Annotated in this window: 17 protein-coding genes; 8 read left to right on the top strand and 9 right to left on the bottom strand. The window is 45.6% G+C overall.

What is annotated here, in order from left to right; all coding sequences use genetic code 11:
* Positions 1-328: 328 nt before the first annotated feature.
* The 4 genes from pdhR (at position 329) to lpdA (ending at position 7,419) form a co-directional block, all read left to right on the top strand.
* Positions 329-1,096, top strand: a complete 768-nt coding sequence (pdhR, locus tag RH46_RS04700; RefSeq protein ID WP_006878256.1) for a pyruvate dehydrogenase complex transcriptional repressor PdhR — start codon at positions 329-331, stop codon at positions 1,094-1,096.
* Between the two features lie 55 nt (positions 1,097-1,151).
* Positions 1,152-3,815 (top strand): pyruvate dehydrogenase (acetyl-transferring), homodimeric type, encoded by a 2,664-nt coding sequence (aceE, locus tag RH46_RS04705; protein WP_006878257.1) that lies wholly within the window; start codon positions 1,152-1,154, stop codon positions 3,813-3,815.
* Between the two features lie 19 nt (positions 3,816-3,834).
* Positions 3,835-5,727, top strand: coding sequence for a pyruvate dehydrogenase complex dihydrolipoyllysine-residue acetyltransferase (gene aceF, locus RH46_RS04710; protein ID WP_006878258.1), 1,893 nt, complete (start codon positions 3,835-3,837; stop codon positions 5,725-5,727).
* A gap of 264 nt (positions 5,728-5,991) precedes the next feature.
* Positions 5,992-7,419, top strand: coding sequence for a dihydrolipoyl dehydrogenase (gene lpdA, locus RH46_RS04715; protein WP_006878259.1), 1,428 nt, complete (start codon positions 5,992-5,994; stop codon positions 7,417-7,419).
* A 119-nt stretch (positions 7,420-7,538) separates the two neighbouring features.
* On the opposite strand, the gene RH46_RS04720 is transcribed toward lpdA, so the two are convergent.
* A complete protein-coding gene (locus RH46_RS04720; RefSeq protein ID WP_006878260.1) occupies positions 7,539-8,159 on the bottom strand; it encodes a LuxR/HapR/OpaR family quorum-sensing transcriptional regulator in 621 nt (206 codons plus the stop codon).
* A gap of 318 nt (positions 8,160-8,477) precedes the next feature.
* Between RH46_RS04720 and hpt the strand changes: the two genes are divergently transcribed.
* Positions 8,478-9,008, top strand: a complete 531-nt coding sequence (gene hpt / locus RH46_RS04725) for a hypoxanthine phosphoribosyltransferase (RefSeq protein ID WP_006878261.1) — start codon at positions 8,478-8,480, stop codon at positions 9,006-9,008.
* 58 nt (positions 9,009-9,066) lie between these two features.
* Here the strand turns inward: hpt and can are convergent, their stop codons facing one another.
* Positions 9,067-9,735, bottom strand: coding sequence for a carbonate dehydratase (gene can / locus RH46_RS04730; RefSeq protein WP_006878262.1), 669 nt, complete (start codon positions 9,733-9,735; stop codon positions 9,067-9,069).
* Positions 9,736-10,148: 413 nt separating this feature from the next.
* Between can and RH46_RS04735 the strand changes: the two genes are divergently transcribed.
* The 3 genes from RH46_RS04735 to RH46_RS04745 all read left to right on the top strand — a co-directional run bounded on the left by RH46_RS04735 (position 10,149) and on the right by RH46_RS04745 (position 13,681).
* Positions 10,149-11,819, top strand: coding sequence for a SulP family inorganic anion transporter (locus tag RH46_RS04735; protein ID WP_006878263.1), 1,671 nt, complete (start codon positions 10,149-10,151; stop codon positions 11,817-11,819).
* A 172-nt stretch (positions 11,820-11,991) separates the two neighbouring features.
* Entirely contained in the window at positions 11,992-12,909 is a 918-nt protein-coding gene (locus RH46_RS04740) for an ABC transporter ATP-binding protein (RefSeq protein WP_006878264.1), read from the top strand.
* A gap of 1 nt (position 12,910) precedes the next feature.
* Positions 12,911-13,681 carry an ABC transporter permease gene (locus RH46_RS04745; RefSeq protein ID WP_006878265.1) on the top strand — a complete coding sequence of 257 codons (771 nt, stop codon included), beginning with the start codon at positions 12,911-12,913 and terminating at the stop codon, positions 13,679-13,681.
* A gap of 64 nt (positions 13,682-13,745) precedes the next feature.
* On the opposite strand, the gene panC is transcribed toward RH46_RS04745, so the two are convergent.
* From panC to sfsA, 7 genes are all read right to left on the bottom strand, one after another.
* Positions 13,746-14,648: a pantoate--beta-alanine ligase gene (panC, locus tag RH46_RS04750; protein WP_006878266.1), complete on the bottom strand. Its 903-nt coding sequence runs from the start codon at positions 14,646-14,648 to the stop codon at positions 13,746-13,748.
* A gap of 12 nt (positions 14,649-14,660) precedes the next feature.
* Positions 14,661-15,455: a 3-methyl-2-oxobutanoate hydroxymethyltransferase gene (gene panB / locus RH46_RS04755; protein ID WP_006878267.1), complete on the bottom strand. Its 795-nt coding sequence runs from the start codon at positions 15,453-15,455 to the stop codon at positions 14,661-14,663.
* Positions 15,456-15,477: 22 nt separating this feature from the next.
* Entirely contained in the window at positions 15,478-15,963 is a 486-nt protein-coding gene (gene folK, locus RH46_RS04760; RefSeq protein WP_006878268.1) for a 2-amino-4-hydroxy-6-hydroxymethyldihydropteridine diphosphokinase, read from the bottom strand.
* Entirely contained in the window at positions 15,960-17,327 is a 1,368-nt protein-coding gene (gene pcnB, locus RH46_RS04765; RefSeq protein WP_006878269.1) for a polynucleotide adenylyltransferase PcnB, read from the bottom strand. The genes folK and pcnB overlap by 4 nt, the downstream gene beginning before the upstream one ends.
* 81 nt (positions 17,328-17,408) lie before the next feature.
* Positions 17,409-18,299 carry a tRNA glutamyl-Q(34) synthetase GluQRS gene (gene gluQRS, locus RH46_RS04770; RefSeq protein WP_006878270.1) on the bottom strand — a complete coding sequence of 297 codons (891 nt, stop codon included), beginning with the start codon at positions 18,297-18,299 and terminating at the stop codon, positions 17,409-17,411.
* Positions 18,300-18,377: 78 nt separating this feature from the next.
* Positions 18,378-18,824, bottom strand: a complete 447-nt coding sequence (gene dksA, locus RH46_RS04775) for an RNA polymerase-binding protein DksA (RefSeq protein ID WP_006878271.1) — start codon at positions 18,822-18,824, stop codon at positions 18,378-18,380.
* Positions 18,825-18,963: 139 nt separating this feature from the next.
* Positions 18,964-19,677 (bottom strand): DNA/RNA nuclease SfsA, encoded by a 714-nt coding sequence (gene sfsA / locus RH46_RS04780; protein WP_006878272.1) that lies wholly within the window; start codon positions 19,675-19,677, stop codon positions 18,964-18,966.
* Positions 19,678-19,712 lie beyond the last annotated feature (35 nt).

The raw sequence follows: 19,712 nt of genomic DNA on the forward strand, positions 1-19,712 counted from the left end.
TTCTCGCTTCTCGCTTCTCGCTTCTCGCTTCTCGCTTCTCGCTTCTCGCTGTCTTTTCCCGACACATCCCGTTCATATTCTTTTAAAACTCTAAAGATAAACTGTGACCCCTAGCACGTTACATGCCCATCTGTTTATAAATTGTAATTGGTCATACCAATTTGATTGCTGTTTTAATCACCTATTGTTATCAAAGTGTTGGGGTGTGGTCTGTTCTATGATTTGGGTCAATTTTTGACTGGAACTTGCGTTTTAATTATGTTAATTTTCTTGCCAACTTAAAATTGGTAATACCAATTGCCTGCAAAAGAGTAGAAGAAAAACAACTATGGCTTATCAAAGGATTCGTCAGCCAAAACTTTCTGATGTGATTGAACAAGAGTTAGAAAGGCTGATTGTGGAAGGAACATTGTCTCCGGGGCAGCAGTTGCCACCAGAGCGTGAGCTAGCGAAGCAGTTCGATGTCTCGCGTCCTTCAATCCGTGAAGCGATACAGCGCTTAGAAGCTAAGCGTCTTCTTACTCGTCGTCAGGGTGGCGGTACATTTGTTAGTGAGAGTATTTGGACAAGCTTTTCAGATCCTCTGCTAAATTTATTGTCTAGCCACTCTGAAACTCAGCTCGACTTACTGGAAACGCGTCATGCGATGGAAGGTATTGCGGCTTACTTTGCAGCAGTTCGTGGAACCGAGGAAGACTTTGCGCGTATTCAGGCTTGCCTGAAAAATATCAGCGAAGAGCAGACTAAGAAAAATGTCGAAGCGGAAGCTGGCGCTGTTATGCAGTTCCTTATTGCACTAACAGAAGCGGCACATAACGTAGTGTTGCTGCATATTGTTCGTAGTCTGGCACCTTTGCTTGAGCAAAATGTCTTACAGAATTTAAAGCTCTTACATCGCCGCGATGAAGTGGTAGAAAAAGTAAGTAAACACCGAGCTAATATTGTGGATGCGATTGTTTCTGGTCAGCCAGAAAAGGCGCGTGAAATGTCACACTCACACTTAGCTTATATTGAAGAAACATTGTTGGATTTGACTCGTGAAGAGTCGCGCAGAGAGCGCTCTTTGCGTCGAATTCAGCAAGGTAACGATTCTTAAAACAAGAAACGGTTACTTAAATAAGTAGATCCAACCAATAGAAGGATAGATCGCCATGTCTGATATGAAGCATGACGTAGATGCACTGGAAACTCAAGAATGGCTACAAGCACTTGAGTCAGTTGTACGTGAAGAAGGTGTAGAGCGTGCTCAGTTCCTATTAGAGCAAGTTCTGGACAAAGCACGTCTAGACGGTGTTGATATGCCAACAGGTATCACAACTAACTACATCAACACGATTCCTGCAGACCAAGAACCAGCTTACCCAGGTGACACAACACTTGAGCGCCGTATTCGTTCTATCATCCGCTGGAACGCAATCATGATCGTTCTACGTGCATCTAAGAAAGACCTAGAGTTAGGCGGCCACATGGCGTCTTTCCAGTCTTCTGCTGCATTCTACGAAGTATGTTTCAACCACTTCTTCCGCGCTCCAAACGAGACGGACGGTGGCGATCTAGTTTACTACCAAGGTCACATTTCACCTGGTATCTACTCTCGTGCATTCGTTGAAGGTCGTCTGACTGAAGAGCAGCTAGACAACTTCCGTCAAGAAGTAGACGGTAAAGGTATCCCATCATACCCGCACCCTAAACTAATGCCTGAGTTCTGGCAGTTCCCTACAGTTTCTATGGGTCTAGGTCCAATTTCTGCGATCTACCAAGCGCGTTTCCTTAAGTACCTAGAAGGCCGTGGTCTGAAAGATACTTCAGCTCAACGTGTTTATGCCTTCCTGGGTGACGGTGAGATGGATGAGCCAGAATCACGTGGTTCACTTTCTTTCGCTGCGCGTGAGAAGCTAGACAACCTAACATTCCTAATCAACTGTAACCTACAGCGCCTAGACGGCCCTGTAATGGGTAACGGTAGCATCATCCAAGAGCTAGAAGGCCTATTCAAAGGTGCTGGCTGGAACGTTGTTAAAGTTATCTGGGGTAGCAACTGGGATGCACTACTTGCTAAAGACACAACTGGCAAGCTTCTACAGCTAATGAACGAAACTGTAGATGGTGACTACCAAACATTTAAATCTAAAGATGGCGCATACGTACGTGAGCACTTCTTTGGTAAATACCCAGAGACAGCTGCACTAGTTGCAGACATGACTGATGATGAAATCTTCGCACTTAAGCGTGGTGGTCACGAGTCTTCTAAACTGTACGCAGCATACAAAAACGCAGCGGAAACTAAAGGTCGTCCAACTGTAATCCTAGCTAAGACTGTTAAAGGTTACGGCATGGGTGAAGCGGCTGAAGGTAAGAACATCGCGCACCAGGTTAAGAAGATGGATATGACTCACGTACTACACCTACGTGATCGTCTGGGTCTACAAGACATCCTAACTGACGAAGCAGTGAAGGAACTTCCGTACCTGAAACTTGAAGAAGGTTCAGCGGAATACGAATACCTACACGCTCGTCGTAAAGAACTAAAAGGTTACACGCCACAGCGTCTACCTAAGTTCACTCAAGAGTTTAAAGTACCTGAGCTAGAAGAGTTCGCACCGCTACTAAGCGAGCAGAAGCGTGATATCTCTACAACAATGGCTTACGTTCGTACTCTTAACATCCTGCTTAAAGACAAGAACATTGGTAAGAACATCGTTCCTATCATCTGTGACGAAGCACGTACGTTCGGTATGGAAGGTCTGTTCCGTCAGATCGGTATTTACAACCCGCACGGTCAGAACTACACGCCACAGGATCGCGACATTGTTTCTTACTACAAAGAAGCGACATCTGGTCAGGTTCTACAGGAAGGTATCAACGAGCTAGGCTCAATGGCTTCTTGGGTAGCGGCTGCAACGTCTTACAGCACTAACGATCTACCAATGATCCCATTCTACATCTACTACTCAATGTTTGGTTTCCAACGTGTAGGTGATATGGCATGGCTAGCTGGTGACCAACAAGCACGTGGTTTCCTACTAGGTGCAACTGCTGGTCGTACAACGCTAAACGGTGAAGGTCTACAGCACGAAGATGGCCACTCGCACATCATGGCGGGTACGGTTCCTAACTGTATTTCTTACGACCCAACGTTCGCATACGAAGTAGCAGTAATCATGCAAGACGGTATCCGTCGCATGTACGGTCCTGAGCAAGAGAACGTGTTCTACTACCTAACAGTAATGAACGAAAACTACGCAATGCCAGCAATGCCAGAAGGCGCTGAAGAAGGCATCCGTAAGGGTATCTACAAGCTTGAGTCTTACGCAGGTGACAAGTCTAAAGTTCAGCTAATGGGCTCTGGTACTATCATGAACGAAGTACGTAAAGCAGCGACTATCCTAAGCGAAGAGTACGGCATCGCGTCTGACGTGTTCTCTGTAACGTCATTCAACGAACTAACTCGCGACGGTCAAGCGGTAGAGCGTGACAACATGCTACACCCAGAAGCTGAAGCGAAAGTACCTTACATTGCACAAGTAATGGGTACTGAACCAGCAATCGCAGCGACTGACTACATGAAGAACTACGCAGAGCAAGTTCGTGCGTTTATGCCTTCTGAGTCTTACAAAGTACTGGGTACTGATGGCTTCGGTCGTTCAGACAGCCGCGAAAACCTACGTCGTCACTTCGAAGTGAACGCAGGTTACGTAGTAGTAGCAGCGCTATCTGAACTAGCTAAGCGTGGTGATGTTGAGAAATCAGTAGTAGTTGAAGCTATTGCTAAGTTCGACATCGACACTGAAAAAACTAACCCGCTATACGCTTAATTGAGAAGGTAGATAAGAAATGGCAATCGAAATTAATGTACCAGACATCGGTGCGGATGAGGTTGAAGTTACTGAGATTCTTGTAAGCGTAGGCGACAAGGTTGAAGAAGAGCAGTCTCTGATCACAGTTGAAGGCGATAAAGCTTCTATGGAAGTTCCAGCTTCTCAAGCTGGTATCGTTAAAGAAATCAAAATCGCTGAGGGCGACAAGGTTTCTACTGGTTCTCTAATCATGATTTTCGAAGCCGAGGGTGCAGCTGAAGCTGCACCTGCTCCTGCGGCAGAAGCAGCTCCAGCAGCGGCTCCAGCTCCAGCAGCAGCGGCAGAACTTAAAGAAGTTCACGTACCAGATATCGGTGGCGACGAAGTTGAAGTGACTGAAATCATGGTAGCTATCGGCGACAGCATCGAAGAAGAGCAATCTCTTCTGACTGTTGAAGGTGACAAAGCTTCTATGGAAGTACCAGCACCATTCGCAGGTACTCTAAAAGAGATAAAAGTAGCAGCTGGCGATAAAGTAACGACTGGCTCACTAATCATGGTATTCGAAGTAGCAGGTTCAGGCGCAGCAGCGGCTCCTGCAGCAGTAGAAGCGCCAGCAGCAGCTCCGGCAGCATCTGCAGCTAAAGAAGTGAACGTTCCTGATATCGGTGGTGACGAAGTAGAAGTTACTGAAATCATGGTAGCGGTTGGCGATACAGTGGAAGAAGAGCAATCTCTAATCACTGTTGAAGGCGACAAAGCTTCAATGGAAGTTCCTGCTCCATTTGCTGGTACAGTTAAAGAAATCAAGATTGCGGCTGGCGACAAAGTGTCAACTGGCTCTCTAATCATGGTATTCGAAGTGGCGGGCGCAGCTCCGGCACCTGCAGCGGCTCCAGCTCAAGCGGCAGCACCTGCGGCGTCAGCGCCTAAAGCAGAAGCTCCAGCGGCAGCAGCTCCGGCAGCCTCTACTGGTGATTTCCAGGAAAACAACGAGTACGCTCACGCATCTCCAGTTGTTCGTCGCCTGGCACGCGAATTTGGCGTTAACCTATCTAAGGTTAAAGGTACTGGTCGTAAGAGCCGTATCCTGAAAGAAGACGTTCAGTCTTACGTTAAAGAAGCGCTTAAACGTCTTGAGTCTGGCGCAGGTGCAGCAGCATCTGGCAAAGGTGATGGTGCAGCTCTTGGTCTGCTACCATGGCCAAAAGTGGACTTCAGCAAGTTTGGTGAGACTGAAACTCAGCCTCTATCACGCATTAAGAAGATCTCTGGTGCAAACCTACACCGTAACTGGGTAATGATCCCTCACGTTACACAGTGGGATAACGCAGACATCACTGAGCTAGAAGCATTCCGTAAAGAACAGAATGCTATTGAAGCGAAGAAAGACACTGGCATGAAGATCACTCCACTAGTGTTCATCATGAAAGCGGCTGCTAAAGCACTTGAAGCGTTCCCAGCGTTCAACTCTTCTCTATCAGAAGATGGTGAGAGCCTAATTCTGAAGAAATACGTGAACATCGGTATTGCGGTAGATACGCCAAACGGTCTGGTTGTTCCTGTATTTAAAGACGTGAACAAGAAAGGCATTTACGAGCTATCTGAAGAGCTAATGGCTGTTTCTAAGAAAGCACGTGCTGGTAAGCTGACTGCTGCAGATATGCAGGGTGGCTGTTTCACGATTTCAAGCCTTGGTGGTATCGGTGGTACTGCGTTTACTCCAATCGTAAACGCACCAGAAGTTGGTATCCTTGGTGTATCTAAGTCTGAAATGAAACCTGTATGGAACGGTAAAGAATTCGAACCGCGTCTACAGCTTCCACTATCTCTATCATACGACCACCGTGTGATCGATGGTGCGGAAGGTGCGCGCTTCATTACGTTCCTAAACGGTGCACTATCAGATATCCGTCGTCTAGTTCTTTAATTCGAATAGACGATTAAGAGGCGGCAACTAGCCGCCTCTGCTAATAATAATTACCAGACAATTTGATCGCAGACCTTAGATTCAATAAGGTTTTCTCCATCGAATTGTTGTCTAGCTCACAGGCTAAATTGATTTACTTTTCACTCCATTAACATCTCTGTAAACTGTTGGCGGTCTGAAAATAACTGTTTAAAACAAATCGACTTGAACAAATAAATCAATACCCACTCAGCCTGTTAGGGATAATGACTACAAGAGGTCACAATGAGCAAAGAAATTAAAGCCCAAGTTGTTGTACTTGGTTCTGGTCCTGCTGGTTACTCAGCTGCATTCCGTTGTGCAGATTTAGGTCTTGAAACTGTACTTATCGAGCGCTACAGCACCCTAGGTGGTGTATGTCTGAATGTTGGTTGTATCCCATCAAAAGCGCTTCTACACGTTTCAAAAGTAATTGAAGAAGCTAAAGCGATGGCTGATCACGGCGTCGTGTTCGGTGAGCCACAAACTGATATCAACAAGATTCGTATCTGGAAAGAGAAAGTTGTTAACCAACTTACTGGCGGTCTTGGTGGTATGGCTAAGATGCGTAAAGTTAACGTTGTTAATGGTTACGGTAAATTCACTGGCCCTAACTCTATCCTTGTTGAAGGTGAAGGCGAGTCAACAACTGTTAACTTCGACAACGCTATCATCGCAGCAGGCTCTCGTCCTATTAAACTACCGTTTATTCCACACGAAGATCCACGTATCTGGGACTCAACTGACGCTCTTGAGCTAAAAGAAGTTCCTGGAAAACTGCTTATCATGGGTGGCGGTATCATCGGTCTAGAAATGGGTACGGTATACCAGTCTCTTGGTTCTAAAGTAGACGTGGTTGAGATGTTCGACCAAGTTATCCCAGCAGCCGATAAAGACATCGTTAAAGTTTACACTAAGCGTGTGAAGAACAAGTTCAACCTGATGCTAGAAACGAAAGTGACAGCAGTTGAAGCGAAAGAAGACGGTATCTACGTTTCAATGGAAGGTAAGAAAGCGCCTGCTGAAGCTGAGCGTTACGATGCAGTTCTTGTTGCTATCGGTCGTGTACCAAATGGTCAGCTAATCGACGGCGAGAAAGCGGGTCTGGAAATCGACGAGCGTGGCTTCATCAACGTTGATAAGCAGATGCGTACTAACGTTCCTCACATCTTCGCTATCGGTGATATCGTTGGCCAACCAATGCTTGCTCACAAAGGTGTGCATGAAGGTCACGTTGCTGCAGAAGTTATTGCTGGTAAGAAGCACTACTTCGACCCTAAAGTTATTCCTTCAATTGCTTACACTGAGCCAGAAGTTGCTTGGGTTGGTAAGACTGAGAAAGAAGCGAAAGCTGAAGGCATCAACTACGAAACAGCGACATTCCCATGGGCTGCATCTGGTCGTGCAATTGCATCAGACTGCTCTGACGGTATGACTAAGCTAATCTTCGACAAAGACACTCACCGTGTAATTGGTGGTGCTATCGTTGGTACGAACGGTGGTGAACTACTAGGTGAAATCGGTCTGGCAATCGAAATGGGTTGTGATGCAGAAGATATCGCTCTAACTATCCACGCTCACCCAACTCTACATGAGTCTGTTGGTCTAGCAGCTGAAGTGTTCGAAGGTACAATCACTGACCTTCCAAACCCTAAGGCAAGAAAGAAGAAGTAATTTCTTCATCCGGATAAATAAAAACCGCTGATTCGTCAGCGGTTTTTTTGTGTTTTGTATTCAATCATTAAAAAGGCCTGCTCTTGGAGCAGGCCTTTGTTGTTCCTTAACAGCGTCTGTTATGGATTCTCAGCGTGTTTGTAGATGCAAAGCATATCAAGGTAGCTTTGAGTCAAGCGAGACATTACCACTTCATCCTGAATGCGGTTTGCCTGTACAAACAGAGAGTAGAAGATACCGTGGAACAGCGTTGCCAGGTGAGCTGGCTCGTGCTGGTCACAGACTTCACCACGTTCGATTGCCTTAACAAACATGTTTTGTACCAGTAGTTGGTTAGTACGGTTGGTGGTAACAAATAGAGGCCATACTTCATCACGAGTTGAAGCACTCCATTCAAACCAAACTTTTAACCAGTGGCAGTCGTTAACTACTAGGTCAACCATGTTAGTGGTTAGGTTGTTTAGGTTTTCCTTAGCGTGAATATCCAAATCGATATTATCTGAAAGGAAGTTTGAAAACTGACGAACAACGTAGTTTAGTACGTCATCGACAAGATCTTCACGAGTAGGGAAGTAGTTAAAAACGGTCGCAACAGAGACTTGTGCAATCTCAGCAATATCGGCATGACCACCTCGACCAATGCCACGGCGGGCAAATACTTCGAGTGCGATTTCCATTAGTTGCTGTTTGCGCTTTTGAGGCGATAGACGCGTACGCGGTCTTTTAGCTATAGAGTCCATAGTTAATTTCCTTGCCAAATGAGTTGTTTATATAATTGTCTGGGCTGAGCCCTATTTTAGTATTTTATAAGTAGCATAATGCTCTAATGAGTGTAATGGTGCATATGTGCGAGGTCAACGATTTTTGCTTATTTTATAATCACTTTTGTTAATATCGTGCTAAAGATCAATCTGAAACATTAAGTTTGTCGGTTATTATTTTAGGCAAACGTTTTTCCTAACCGCTGGCTGGTGTTAAACTACGCGCCTAAATCATCAGACTGTACCCTTGTGACTATAATTGAGTTCGGTGCAGCGAACGTGAAAAACGAGATTGGTATGAAACATACAGTAGAAGTAATGATTTCTGAACAGGAAGTCAGCGAGCGAGTAAAAGAGTTAGGCAAACAAATTACTGAGCACTACAAAGGTAGTGAAGATCTAGTGATGGTTGGTTTGCTACGTGGATCATTCGTATTTATGGCGGATCTTGCGCGAGTGATTGAGCTTACTCACCAAGTTGATTTTATGACAGCTTCTAGTTACGGCAACACGATGGAAAGTTCACGTGATGTTCGCATCCTTAAAGATCTTGATGATGATATCAAGGGGAAGGATGTTCTACTGGTAGAAGATATCATCGATACAGGTAACACGCTAAACAAGGTTAAAGAGATCCTTAGCCTTCGCGAGCCAAAGTCTATCGAAATCTGTACTCTACTAGACAAGCCATCTCGTCGCGAAGTTGATGTTGACGTTAAGTGGATTGGTTTTGAAATCCCGGATGAGTTTGTGGTTGGCGTTGGTATCGACTACGCACAGAAATATCGTCACCTACCATACATTGGCAAGGTTGTTCCTCAAGAGTAGTTTTCCTCTTGAAAAGACAAAAAAACGCCCGCAGCTGCGGGCGTTTTGTTGGTTCCTGTTAACGACAAAGCAGGTTATGCTCTGTATTCAGAATCGATTCCATCGCTTTTTGGTAGGACGTCTCAACCGACTCCCTTGAGCTTGAACGAACCCCCAAATACTCAAGTTTGCCATCGCCAATACCGTAGACAACACCATGAATTTCAACTTCTTGGCCACGCTCCCAAGCATTCTGCAAAATGGTTGAGTTTCCTAAGTTGTAGACCTGTTCCGCGACGTTAATTTCACCCAGTTTATCTGCTCGCTTATCTGCAGGCATCTCATCCAGATAGGTGCGATGTTTGAAGTAGAGATCACGAATGTGTAATAGCCAGTTATTGATTAAACCCAGTTGAGGGTTGTCAATCGCGGCATTAACTCCACCACAGCCGTAGTGACCACATACGATAATATGCTTCACTTTAAGTACATCGACTGCGTATTGCACAACTGACAGGCAGTTCAGATCAGTATGAATGACCTGATTAGCCACGTTGCGGTGAACAAACAGTTCTCCAGAGTAAAGTCCGGTCAGTCGTTCAGCCGGTACACGGCTATCAGAACAACCAATCCAAAGAAAGCCCGGGCTTTGACCTTCTTCTAATTTCGCAAAGTACTCAGGGCGCTCTGCTTTTATTGATTCTGACCATTTGGAATTGTTTTCAAATAGCTGTTTTATTTCCGGCATTTCGTTCACAACCTTTAAAAAATACTTGCACCACTATACACAATGTTACAATTTCCTTCCCAGTTAAATTGGCCAAAAAGGCACTCATCTGACGTGTTTGAGCGCTAAAAATCATAAACTTAGTAGCTATCCTAACAAATGGTTATAAAGTATGAGTTATGGGATGTGATTAACACTTATCTCTGCTCGATAACATTTGGTAAAGTGATAAAGTTAGCGACATTTCGCAGCAGTTAGCATGCATATCGCGTTATGTTCGCCTATAAATTTTAAGGTTATTATATTGGCGATTGAGATTGATCGACATAACCTTAAAGTAAGATGTTGTAATACTCAGACATGCTGCACAGGTGCGGCTGAAAAAGCTGTTACTTAAGTGTTTGAGTGTGGAATGAAAAGCATGGAGCAAAGTTGTGTTCGCGAGTCGTTTTGAAGACATGAATCTCAGAGGAGATTTATTTGGTGGTGTAACCACGGCTATTATCTCGTTACCGTTGGCTCTGGCTTTCGGTGTTGCTTCTGGTGCGGGTGCCGAAGCGGGTCTTTGGGGCGCCATTATGGTCGGGCTTTTTGCCTCCCTGTTTGGTGGCTCGAATACCTTAATCTCTGAGCCTACCGGCCCGATGACAGTTATCATGACTGCAGTCTTAACCAGTATGATGGCCAAGTATCCAGAGACGGGGATGGCAATGACCTTTACCGTCGTAATGATGGCAGGTGCATTCCAGGTTCTACTAGGCACGCTTAAGCTCGGAAAGTACGTCACTTTAATGCCATATAGCGTTATCTCCGGTTTTATGTCGGGAATTGGCGTGATACTAATTATTCTCCAATTATCACCGTTACTTGGCCATGCAGCCCCTGCAGGCGGGGTGATGGGAACCCTTTCAGCCCTGCCTGAAACGGTCGCTAATATGAAGTTTAGCGAGCTATTTTTAGGTCTGCTTACACTCGGAATTCTCTTTTTCTTCCCTAAGAAGTATCGCAAGTATGTGCCTGCCCAATTGGTGGCGTTAGTTGCAGTAACTCTGCTTTCAGTTATCTTTTTCGATATTGATTCGATTCGTCGTATTGGTGAAATTCCTGCTGGTTTACCTTCATTAGTCATCCCACACATCGACGCATCAATGTTTACTGAAATGGTCATAGATGCTCTGGTTCTGGGTACTCTGGGCTGTATTGATACCCTGCTGACCGCCGTGATTGGTGACTCACTAACCCGTAAAGAACACGATTCTGACAAAGAGCTGCGTGGCCAGGGACTCGCCAACATGATCTCAGGTCTGTTTGGCGCATTGCCAGGTGCAGGTGCGACTATGGGCACAGTGACCAACATTCAGGTTGGCGCTCGCTCGCCATTATCTGGGGTGATACGCGCCTTAATGCTGGCACTGGTAGTTCTGGTTGCTGGTGGGCTGACTGAACCTATTCCAATGGCGGTACTGGCTGGTATTGCAGTATATGTTGGTTTTAACATTCTGGACTGGAGCTTTATTCAGCGCGCTCACAAGGTCAGCTTTGCCGGTATGGCGATCATGTATGGTGTAATGCTACTGACGGTATTTGTCGACTTAATTGCTGCGGTTGGTTTGGGGGTATTTATCTCTAACATCATCATCATCGAACGTTTGAGCCGTGAGCAGGCTCGTCAAGTTAAGGCAATCAGTGATGCCGATGAGGATGACGTCCCTCTTAGTGATAGCGAGCGTGGTTTGCTCGATATGGCTAATGGAAAAGTACTGTTCTTCTACCTCTCTGGGCCGATGATTTTCAGTGTATCAAAAGCGATTTCTCGTCAGCATACCAGTATCTCGGATTATGAAGTGATGATTCTCGATCTGACCGATGTGCCTATGATTGACGTTACTGTTGGTCTGGCGCTAGAGAATGCGATTAAAGATGCACTGGATGCTAACTGTCAGGTTTACCTGTTATGTCCGAATGATAAAACGCGTCAGCAACTTGAGAAGTTCCATGTGATTGATTTAGTGCCAGATGAGAACACCTACAAGTTCCGTTACGAGGCTCTGAAAGCAGCGGTTAAACATGTTGAGACTGATGAACATCAACAGCAGGCAATCTAAGCGTTTGATTGGATCTTAGCGAAACGCCATCGAGGAAACTTGATGGCGTTTTTTATTGTTCCCTTACTGAGGTGATTGTTATTTCCAAAATATTCGAAAGGTTTAATTGTAATCATCGTTATTCAACGATAAACTGCATTTCGAATAAGCAAAGCAATGGCAGTTGTCACTTATGTATGCATTAGAAATAGAACAGCTTCGCAAGACCTACGCCGGGGGATTTGAAGCGTTAAAAGGCATTAGTTTGAATGTCAAAAAAGGCGACTTTTACGCCTTACTTGGTCCTAATGGAGCAGGAAAATCGACCACGATCGGGGTGATTTCTTCACTGGTTAATAAGACCTCGGGTCAGGTAAAAGTATTTGGTTTTGATATCGACAAAGATCTTGAGCTAGCCAAGCAAAACTTAGGTTTAGTCCCACAAGAATTCAATTTCAACCAGTTTGAAACGGTAGAACAGATTGTCTTACAGCAGGCTGGTTATTACGGCGTATCTAAGTCTTTAGCCAAAGAAAGAGCTAAAAAATACCTAACTAAACTAGATTTGTGGGAAAAGCGTAGCGAACGTGCGCGTAACTTGTCTGGTGGTATGAAGCGACGCCTAATGATTGCCCGCGCTTTAATGCATGAGCCGCAATTGTTGATCCTCGACGAACCAACCGCTGGTGTGGATATCGAACTGCGTCGCTCGATGTGGGAATTTCTCAAAGAGATCAACCAACAGCAAGGGATCACTATCATTCTGACGACCCACTATCTGGAAGAAGCAGAAATGTTGTGTCGCAACATCGGTATCATCAACAAGGGTGAGCTGATTGAGAACACTACAATGAAAGATCTACTCGGTAAACTGCATGTTGAGACCTTTATTCTTGATCTTGAAGAAGGCTCTTCACAACCAAACCTGAAGGGTGTGAACAGTCAGACTTTTACCAATGGATCATTGGAGATCGAAATTGAGAAAAGTCAGGGACTGAACGATATTTTTGCTCAGCTATCTCAGCAAGGGATCAAAGTACTATCGATGCGTAACAAGGCCAACCGCCTTGAAGAGCTGTTTGTGAGTATTGTAAGAGAAGGGGGCCAATAATATGTACCGCTTATATTGGACGGCGTTTATTAGCCTGCTGACTAAAGAAGTGAATCGCTTTACTCGCATCTGGGTTCAGACTTTAGTTCCGCCAGCGATTACTATGACGCTTTACTTCATCATTTTCGGTAGCCTGATTGGCTCACGCATTGGTGAAATGAACGGCTTTAGCTACATGGAATACATTGTTCCTGGTTTGATCATGATGTCGGTGATCACCAACTCCTATTCGAATGTGGCGTCCTCTTTCTTTAGCGCTAAGTTCCAGAAAAACATCGAAGAGTTGCTGGTAGCGCCAGTACCAAACTATGTGATCATTTTAGGTTTCGTAATGGGCGGTGTGGTGCGTGGTTTACTGGTCGGCACAATCGTAACCTTTGTATCGCTGTTCTTCGTCGATCTTCAGGTCGATCACTGGGGCATTATTATCGCAACTGTGTTTATGACTTCGGTAGTCTTTGCCTTAGGCGGTTTGATCAATGCTGTTTATGCTAAGACCTTCGATGATATCTCGATTATCCCGACCTTTGTCTTAACGCCATTGACTTATCTTGGCGGGGTTTTCTACTCAATCAGCCTGTTGCCGGAATTCTGGCAGGGTGTGTCTAAGATCAACCCAATCGTCTACATGGTTAACGCTTTCCGTTACGGTTTCCTTGGTGTGTCGGATGTGGGCATTGTGACCTCATTCAGCGTACTCGGTGTGTTTGTTGTTGTGCTATATGGTGTGGCCCACTACCTGGTCACGCGAGGCATTGGTTTACGTAGCTAACACACTGTTTAGATGAATAAAAAAGGGTTGCCACATGGCAACCCTTTTTTTTGTCTTGTTACGCTTACTCAGATGCATTAGCAGAAGAGTCTGAGACCTCTTCTTCTTTAGCCTCAACCGCCAGTTCAACCACTTGATTGTCGATTAGGCGAGCTTTACCGAGGAAAGCAGACATTAGAATCACTGCCTGAGTCGATTCTGCTGAAATAGCCTGCAGTGTACGCGCGTCACGGATGAAGATCTCATCAGGCTGCAGGCCTGCAGCACGTAACTGATCGCTGGCATCTTCGATAACAGATGCGTAGTCGTCACGACCTCCACGGATTGCACTGCTGATCCAACGCATAGTACGAGCAAGAACAGGCGCACGCTGACGTTCATCTATCGTTAGCAGGCCGTTGCGCGAGCTCATTGCCAGCCCATCCATTTCTCGAACCGTTGGTACACCAATGATCTCGATATCAAGTGCCAGATCTTCGGTCATCTTGCGAATGATAGCGAGTTGTTGGAAGTCTTTCTCACCAAAACAGGCTACGTCAGGCTGAACGATATTGAACAGCTTGGTTACAACGGTCGAAACACCACGGAAGTGACCCGGACGGGATGCGCCTTCAAGCATGTTAGAAAGGACAGGCACTTCCACACTGGTCTGGTTTTCTACCCCAAGTGGGTAGATGATTTCTGGCGTAGGAGTAAAGACCAGTTCAACGCCTTCAGTGGTTAACTTACTTAAGTCATCCTCTAAAGTGCGTGGATAGCTGTTGAGGTCATCTGCGCGGTCAAACTGCATAGGGTTAACAAAGATGCTAACCACAACAATATCAGCATTCTCGCGAGCTTTACGAACCAGTGTTAGGTGACCTTCGTGAAGGTTGCCCATTGTTGGTACAAACGCAATTTTACGACCATCGCGTTTGTGTTGTTTGATTTGCTCACGCAGAGCGGAAATTTCAGCAAAAGTTTGCATGACTATCATTCCTTACGCGATGGTATGTGCTTCGTCAGGGAAGGCACCGCTTTCAACATCTTGCTTGTATTTAGCAACCGCTTTGCGCATGTCGCCTGTTTCAGCAAGGAAGTTTTTAGAGAATTTTGGCATGTAGTTCGCTGCAATACCGAACATATCGTGCATAACCAGGATCTGACCATCGGTCACATTACCTGCACCAATACCGATGACTGGTACATCACAGACTTCCGTGATTCGTGCTGCCAGCTCTTGTGGAACACATTCAAGCAGAATGATTTGAGCACCAGCTTCTTGCAGAGCAAGGGCATCGCGTACCATGCGATCGGCTTTATCCTGTTCACGGCCCTGAACTTTAAAGCCGCCAAAGATATTCACTGACTGAGGCGTTAGGCCAAGGTGCGCACACACAGGCACCGCACGTTCTGTCAGCATTTTTACAGTTTCGACTAGCCAGTCGCCACCTTCAATTTTAACCATATTAGCGCCAGCACGCATTAATGCTGCTGCGCTCTCACAAGCCTGTTCAGGCGTTGCGTAGCTCATAAATGGCATATCAGCCATTAATAGACAATTCGGGCTACCAGCGCGCACACAGCGAGTGTGGTAGGCAATGTCGTCCACAGTCACTGGCAAGGTGTCACGAGTGCCTTGCAAAACCATTCCCAGTGAGTCGCCAACTAGCAGTACTGGCATCTCTTGGCTTTCGAATAGTTGAGCAAAGCTCGCATCGTAAGCGGTGGAAGTGGCAAATTTACGACCTTCTTGCTTCCATTTCATCAAGTCGCTAATTGTAATTTTTTTCATGATTTTTCCTTACAGGAGTTGGCTATGATTGCCAAATACGCAGACCGTTTTGCTCGACGACTTTAAGTAAGTCTTCCAGTCTGGTCCCACATGGGAGGGTTAAATTTGGTGCGATTTCTGCGAGCGGGTAGAGCACGAATTCACGCTCTTTCATTCCATAATGAGGAACGACCAAACGCTCGGAATCAATCACCTCATTGCCATAAAGAATTAAATCGAGATCTAAGGTTCTTGGGCCCCAGCGTTCTTCTTTACGGACACGCCCTTGTTCTAGTTCAATTGCCTGTGTGCAATCGAGTAGTTCAAGCGGCGTTAATTCGGTTTTAATTTCGACGACTGCGTTGATGTAGTCCGGTTGGTTCTGAGGCCCCATCGGTGTACTGCTGTACAGAGAGGAGGTTTTGACGAACTCGGACTTTGGTAGTTGTTTTAAGGCATCAATAGCCGCATTCGCTTGTGAGACAGGATCACTAAGATTACTGCCTACCGCGATAAATACTGAAATCATGATGATGCCTTCGGCTTCTTCTTACGGTAGTTCTTACGGCGGCGTGGCTTTGGCTGACCTTCTGCTGATGAGTCGAGATCGGCAACCATCGCCTGGCGCATGTTGCGGCCAGCGTTCTGGAATGTTTCCCACCACTTAGCGAGCTGCTCTGTTTCGCCTTGTTCAACTTCACCACGCATTTCGAGGAAGTCAAAACCAGCACGGAACTTGTTAAGCTCCATCAGGCGGAAAGCACGTTTACCGTTTCGACGAGGCATACGCAGTTGAAGCTGCCAGATTTCACGAATCGTCGCAGTGTGACGGCGTGGGATAGCAATGGTGCGTACCTGATCGTCAAGTACGTAGTTGCTTGCTTCCATAATCGCGTCGTAGAAAGAGAGCTTACGCTTCTCCATCAACTGTTTTGCTTTTTCCTGTAGTGGGTACCACAGCATCGCTGCAAACATAAAGGCAGGATTGATGCGCTTACCTTCTTCGATGCGTTGATCGGTAGAATCAAGAACCAGATCCAACATTTGCTCTGTTGGCGATGAGTAATCTTCAGTGAAGAACTCTGCAATAGTCGGGAATAGCTGCTGGAATAGGTTGTATTCACGCATTAGGTGATAGGTTTCAAGACCATGACCAGACTGCAGCATCTTAAGTGACTCTTCATACAGGCGCGCAGCAGGGATTTCTTGCAGGAGCGTAGCCAGCTCTTCAATCGGTGCTGCTGTGTCTTCTTCGATATCAAAGTCAAGTTTCACGGCAAAGCGGATCGCACGTAGCATACGCACTGGATCTTCGCGATAACGAGTATCTGGGTCGCCAATCAAACGAATGAGCTTGTCTTCTAAATCTTCGATACCGCCAGCGTAGTCGTGAATCGAGTAATCGCCGATGTTGTAGTACATCGCGTTAACGGTAAAGTCACGACGTTCGGCGTCTTCGTCTATTGTTCCGTAGACGTTATCACGCAGCAGCATGCCTTCTTTAGACTGCTGAGAAACGTTCTTGCTTGGCTCCTGGTGGTGACCACGGAAGGTGGCAACTTCGATAATATCGCGGCCAAACATAATGTGCGCGAGGCGGAAACGGCGGCCAATCAGTCGACAGTTTTTAAACAGCTGTCTGATTTGTTCTGGTGTTGCGTTGGTCGCGATATCAAAATCTTTTGGCTGCTGAGACAGCAGTAGGTCGCGAACACCGCCTCCGACAAGATATGCCTCGAAGCCTGCACCATGAAGACGGTATAGCACCTTCAATGCATTATCACTGATCTGTTTGCGCGAGATATTGTGCTCTTGGCGAGTAATAATATTTAGAGCGAGCTCAGGAAATGTTCCAGTTTCGCTGGGTGTATAATCGTTTTTATTCATGTGCATATGGCAATAATTGGTCAAACCAACTTTGCTTTAGTTTAATTTCTTAGGCCCATTAGGGGCGAATTTGCGGCTAATAATAGCTTACAGCGAGCGGTTTGAGAATATTGGTGTGATCTCAGTCGATGAAGGCAACTGCGACACACGCCAGTTTTCTACACCCCAAAGGATGATTTCATCTAGGGTAGCTGCACTAATTTCCTTATCAATATCAAACCCTAAGAACCTCATTGCATCAATTAATGCTGGCTTAGGGTTGCTGTTATCAATCGCTTTTGCATGATTTTGTTTGGACAATTTTTGGCCATTATTATCAAGAGCTAAAGGCAGATGCAAATAGTTTACTGGCGTAATATCAAGCATTTGATAAAGGCTGATTTGTCGTCCTGTCGGTTCAATCAGATCTGCGCCTCTCACCACTTCGGTAACACCTTGGTCAATATCATCCAATACTACCGCAAGGTTATAGGCAAATAAGCCGTCACGACGCTTTATAATAAAATCTTCATCAGCCAAAGCGGGTGGAATCGTCAAAGTTCCGTGACGTTTATCTTCAAACTGGTAAACCGGATGAGACATACGCAGTCGAACAGCGCACTGCTCATGATTAGTCAGTTTTAAATCTCGGCAAGTGCCAGTATAAAAGCCACCAGACTCTTTAATCTGTTTACGCGTGCACTGGCATAAGTAAGCCTGACCTGAAGCCAGCCAACGGTCGATTTGGTCTTGATATAGTCCGTGGCGCTGACTTTGATATACCACCTCTCCATCCCAGTGAAGGTGATAAGCTTCCAGCGTTTGCAAAATAAGCGAACTTGCCCCCGGCATTTCTCGCGGCGGGTCGAGGTCTTCAATTCTGACCAGCCATTTACCCTGATTGGCTTTAGCTTGAAAGTAGCTACCAAGTGCAGCGATCAGTGAACCAAAATGAAGGGGCCCTGAAGGGGATGGGGCGAAGCGACCAATGTAACTCATAGCATTATTGTATTGATGGGGATAACAAAACCAAAAAGGGAGCCAAGGCTCCCTTCAATAGTTATAGCAAAGTCTAGATTAACCCTGCATTTGCTTCTCTTTGATTTCTGCAAGAGTTTTACAGTCAATACAAAGGTCAGCAGTTGGACGTGCTTCTAGACGACGGATGCCGATTTCGACACCACAAGACTCACAGAAGCCAAAATCGTCTTCTTCGATCTTGTTAAGAGTCTTTTCAATTTTCTTGATTAGACGACGTTCGCGATCGCGGTTACGTAGTTCTAAGCTAAACTCTTCTTCCTGAGAAGCGCGGTCAACTGGATCTGGAAAGTTTGCTGCTTCATCCTGCATGTGGTGAACAGTGCGATCAACTTCTTCCCTGAGCTGGTTGCGCCAAGCGGACAGAATTTTTGTAAAATGAGCCATCTGCTCAGGTGACATGTATTCTTCACCTGCTTTCTCTTGGTATGGCTCAACCCCTGCAATGGCTAGGATGCCTAGCGCTTTTTTCTTTGATTCTGGCATGCAGCATCTCCTACTAACACCTAGTCAACTGCGCTCGCAGTTTTTTTTAAGGCGGGTATCTATAGCAAAAAGAATCTATTGAGGCAAATACTGGTGAGTAAACTTACTGTCAATGTGAAGGTTACATCACTTTTGGTCGTTAATGGCTGAAATCTAGAGCCTTAACCAGTTTTATCTCATGGTGTGAAAGTTCTGCCTTGTAGCACAGTACTTCCACCCCTTGTTCTTGTGCATATTTCAGTAATTGTGAATAGTTGGCGTCTATATGGTGTGCAGGAGATACTTTTTCAATACCTGAATGTAAAACAGTGAATAAAAGTACTGCTCTGCTTCCATTTTGAGCCATCTGGGCAAGTTCTCTCAGATGTTTCTGACCTCGTGTGGTCACTGCATCTGGGAAGAAGCCTTGTCCTGATTCGTCCTCATCCAATAAGGTGACGCTTTTTACCTCTATATAGCATTTTGGTTTATTTTCCGAGTTGAGCAAGATATCAATCCGGCTATTTTCATTGCCATATTTTACTTCTGTTTGAAGTTGATCGTAGCCTTGGAGCTCTTTAATGGTGCCTGATTCGATCGCTTCAACGGCCAGTTGGTTTGCTCTTGCTGTATTAATGCAAATACGATGCCCCGTCGCAGTTTCACTTAACTCCCAGCTATTCGGGTACTTTCGTTTCGGATTATCAGAGGTCGAGTACCACACTTTATTGCCAGGTGTGGCACAGCCAGTCATGGCTCCGGTATTGGCACAATGGATAGTGCGCTCACTACCATCGGGCAAGGTGATATCTGCTAAAAAACGCTTATAACGCTTAATGAGCACCGCAGGCTCAAGTATAGGTTCAAACTTCATTTACAACTGGATTTATGTACAATATTTACATCATT

The organism is Vibrio brasiliensis LMG 20546 (assembly GCF_000189255.1).
GTDB classification, from domain to species: Bacteria; Pseudomonadota; Gammaproteobacteria; order Enterobacterales; family Vibrionaceae; genus Vibrio; species Vibrio brasiliensis.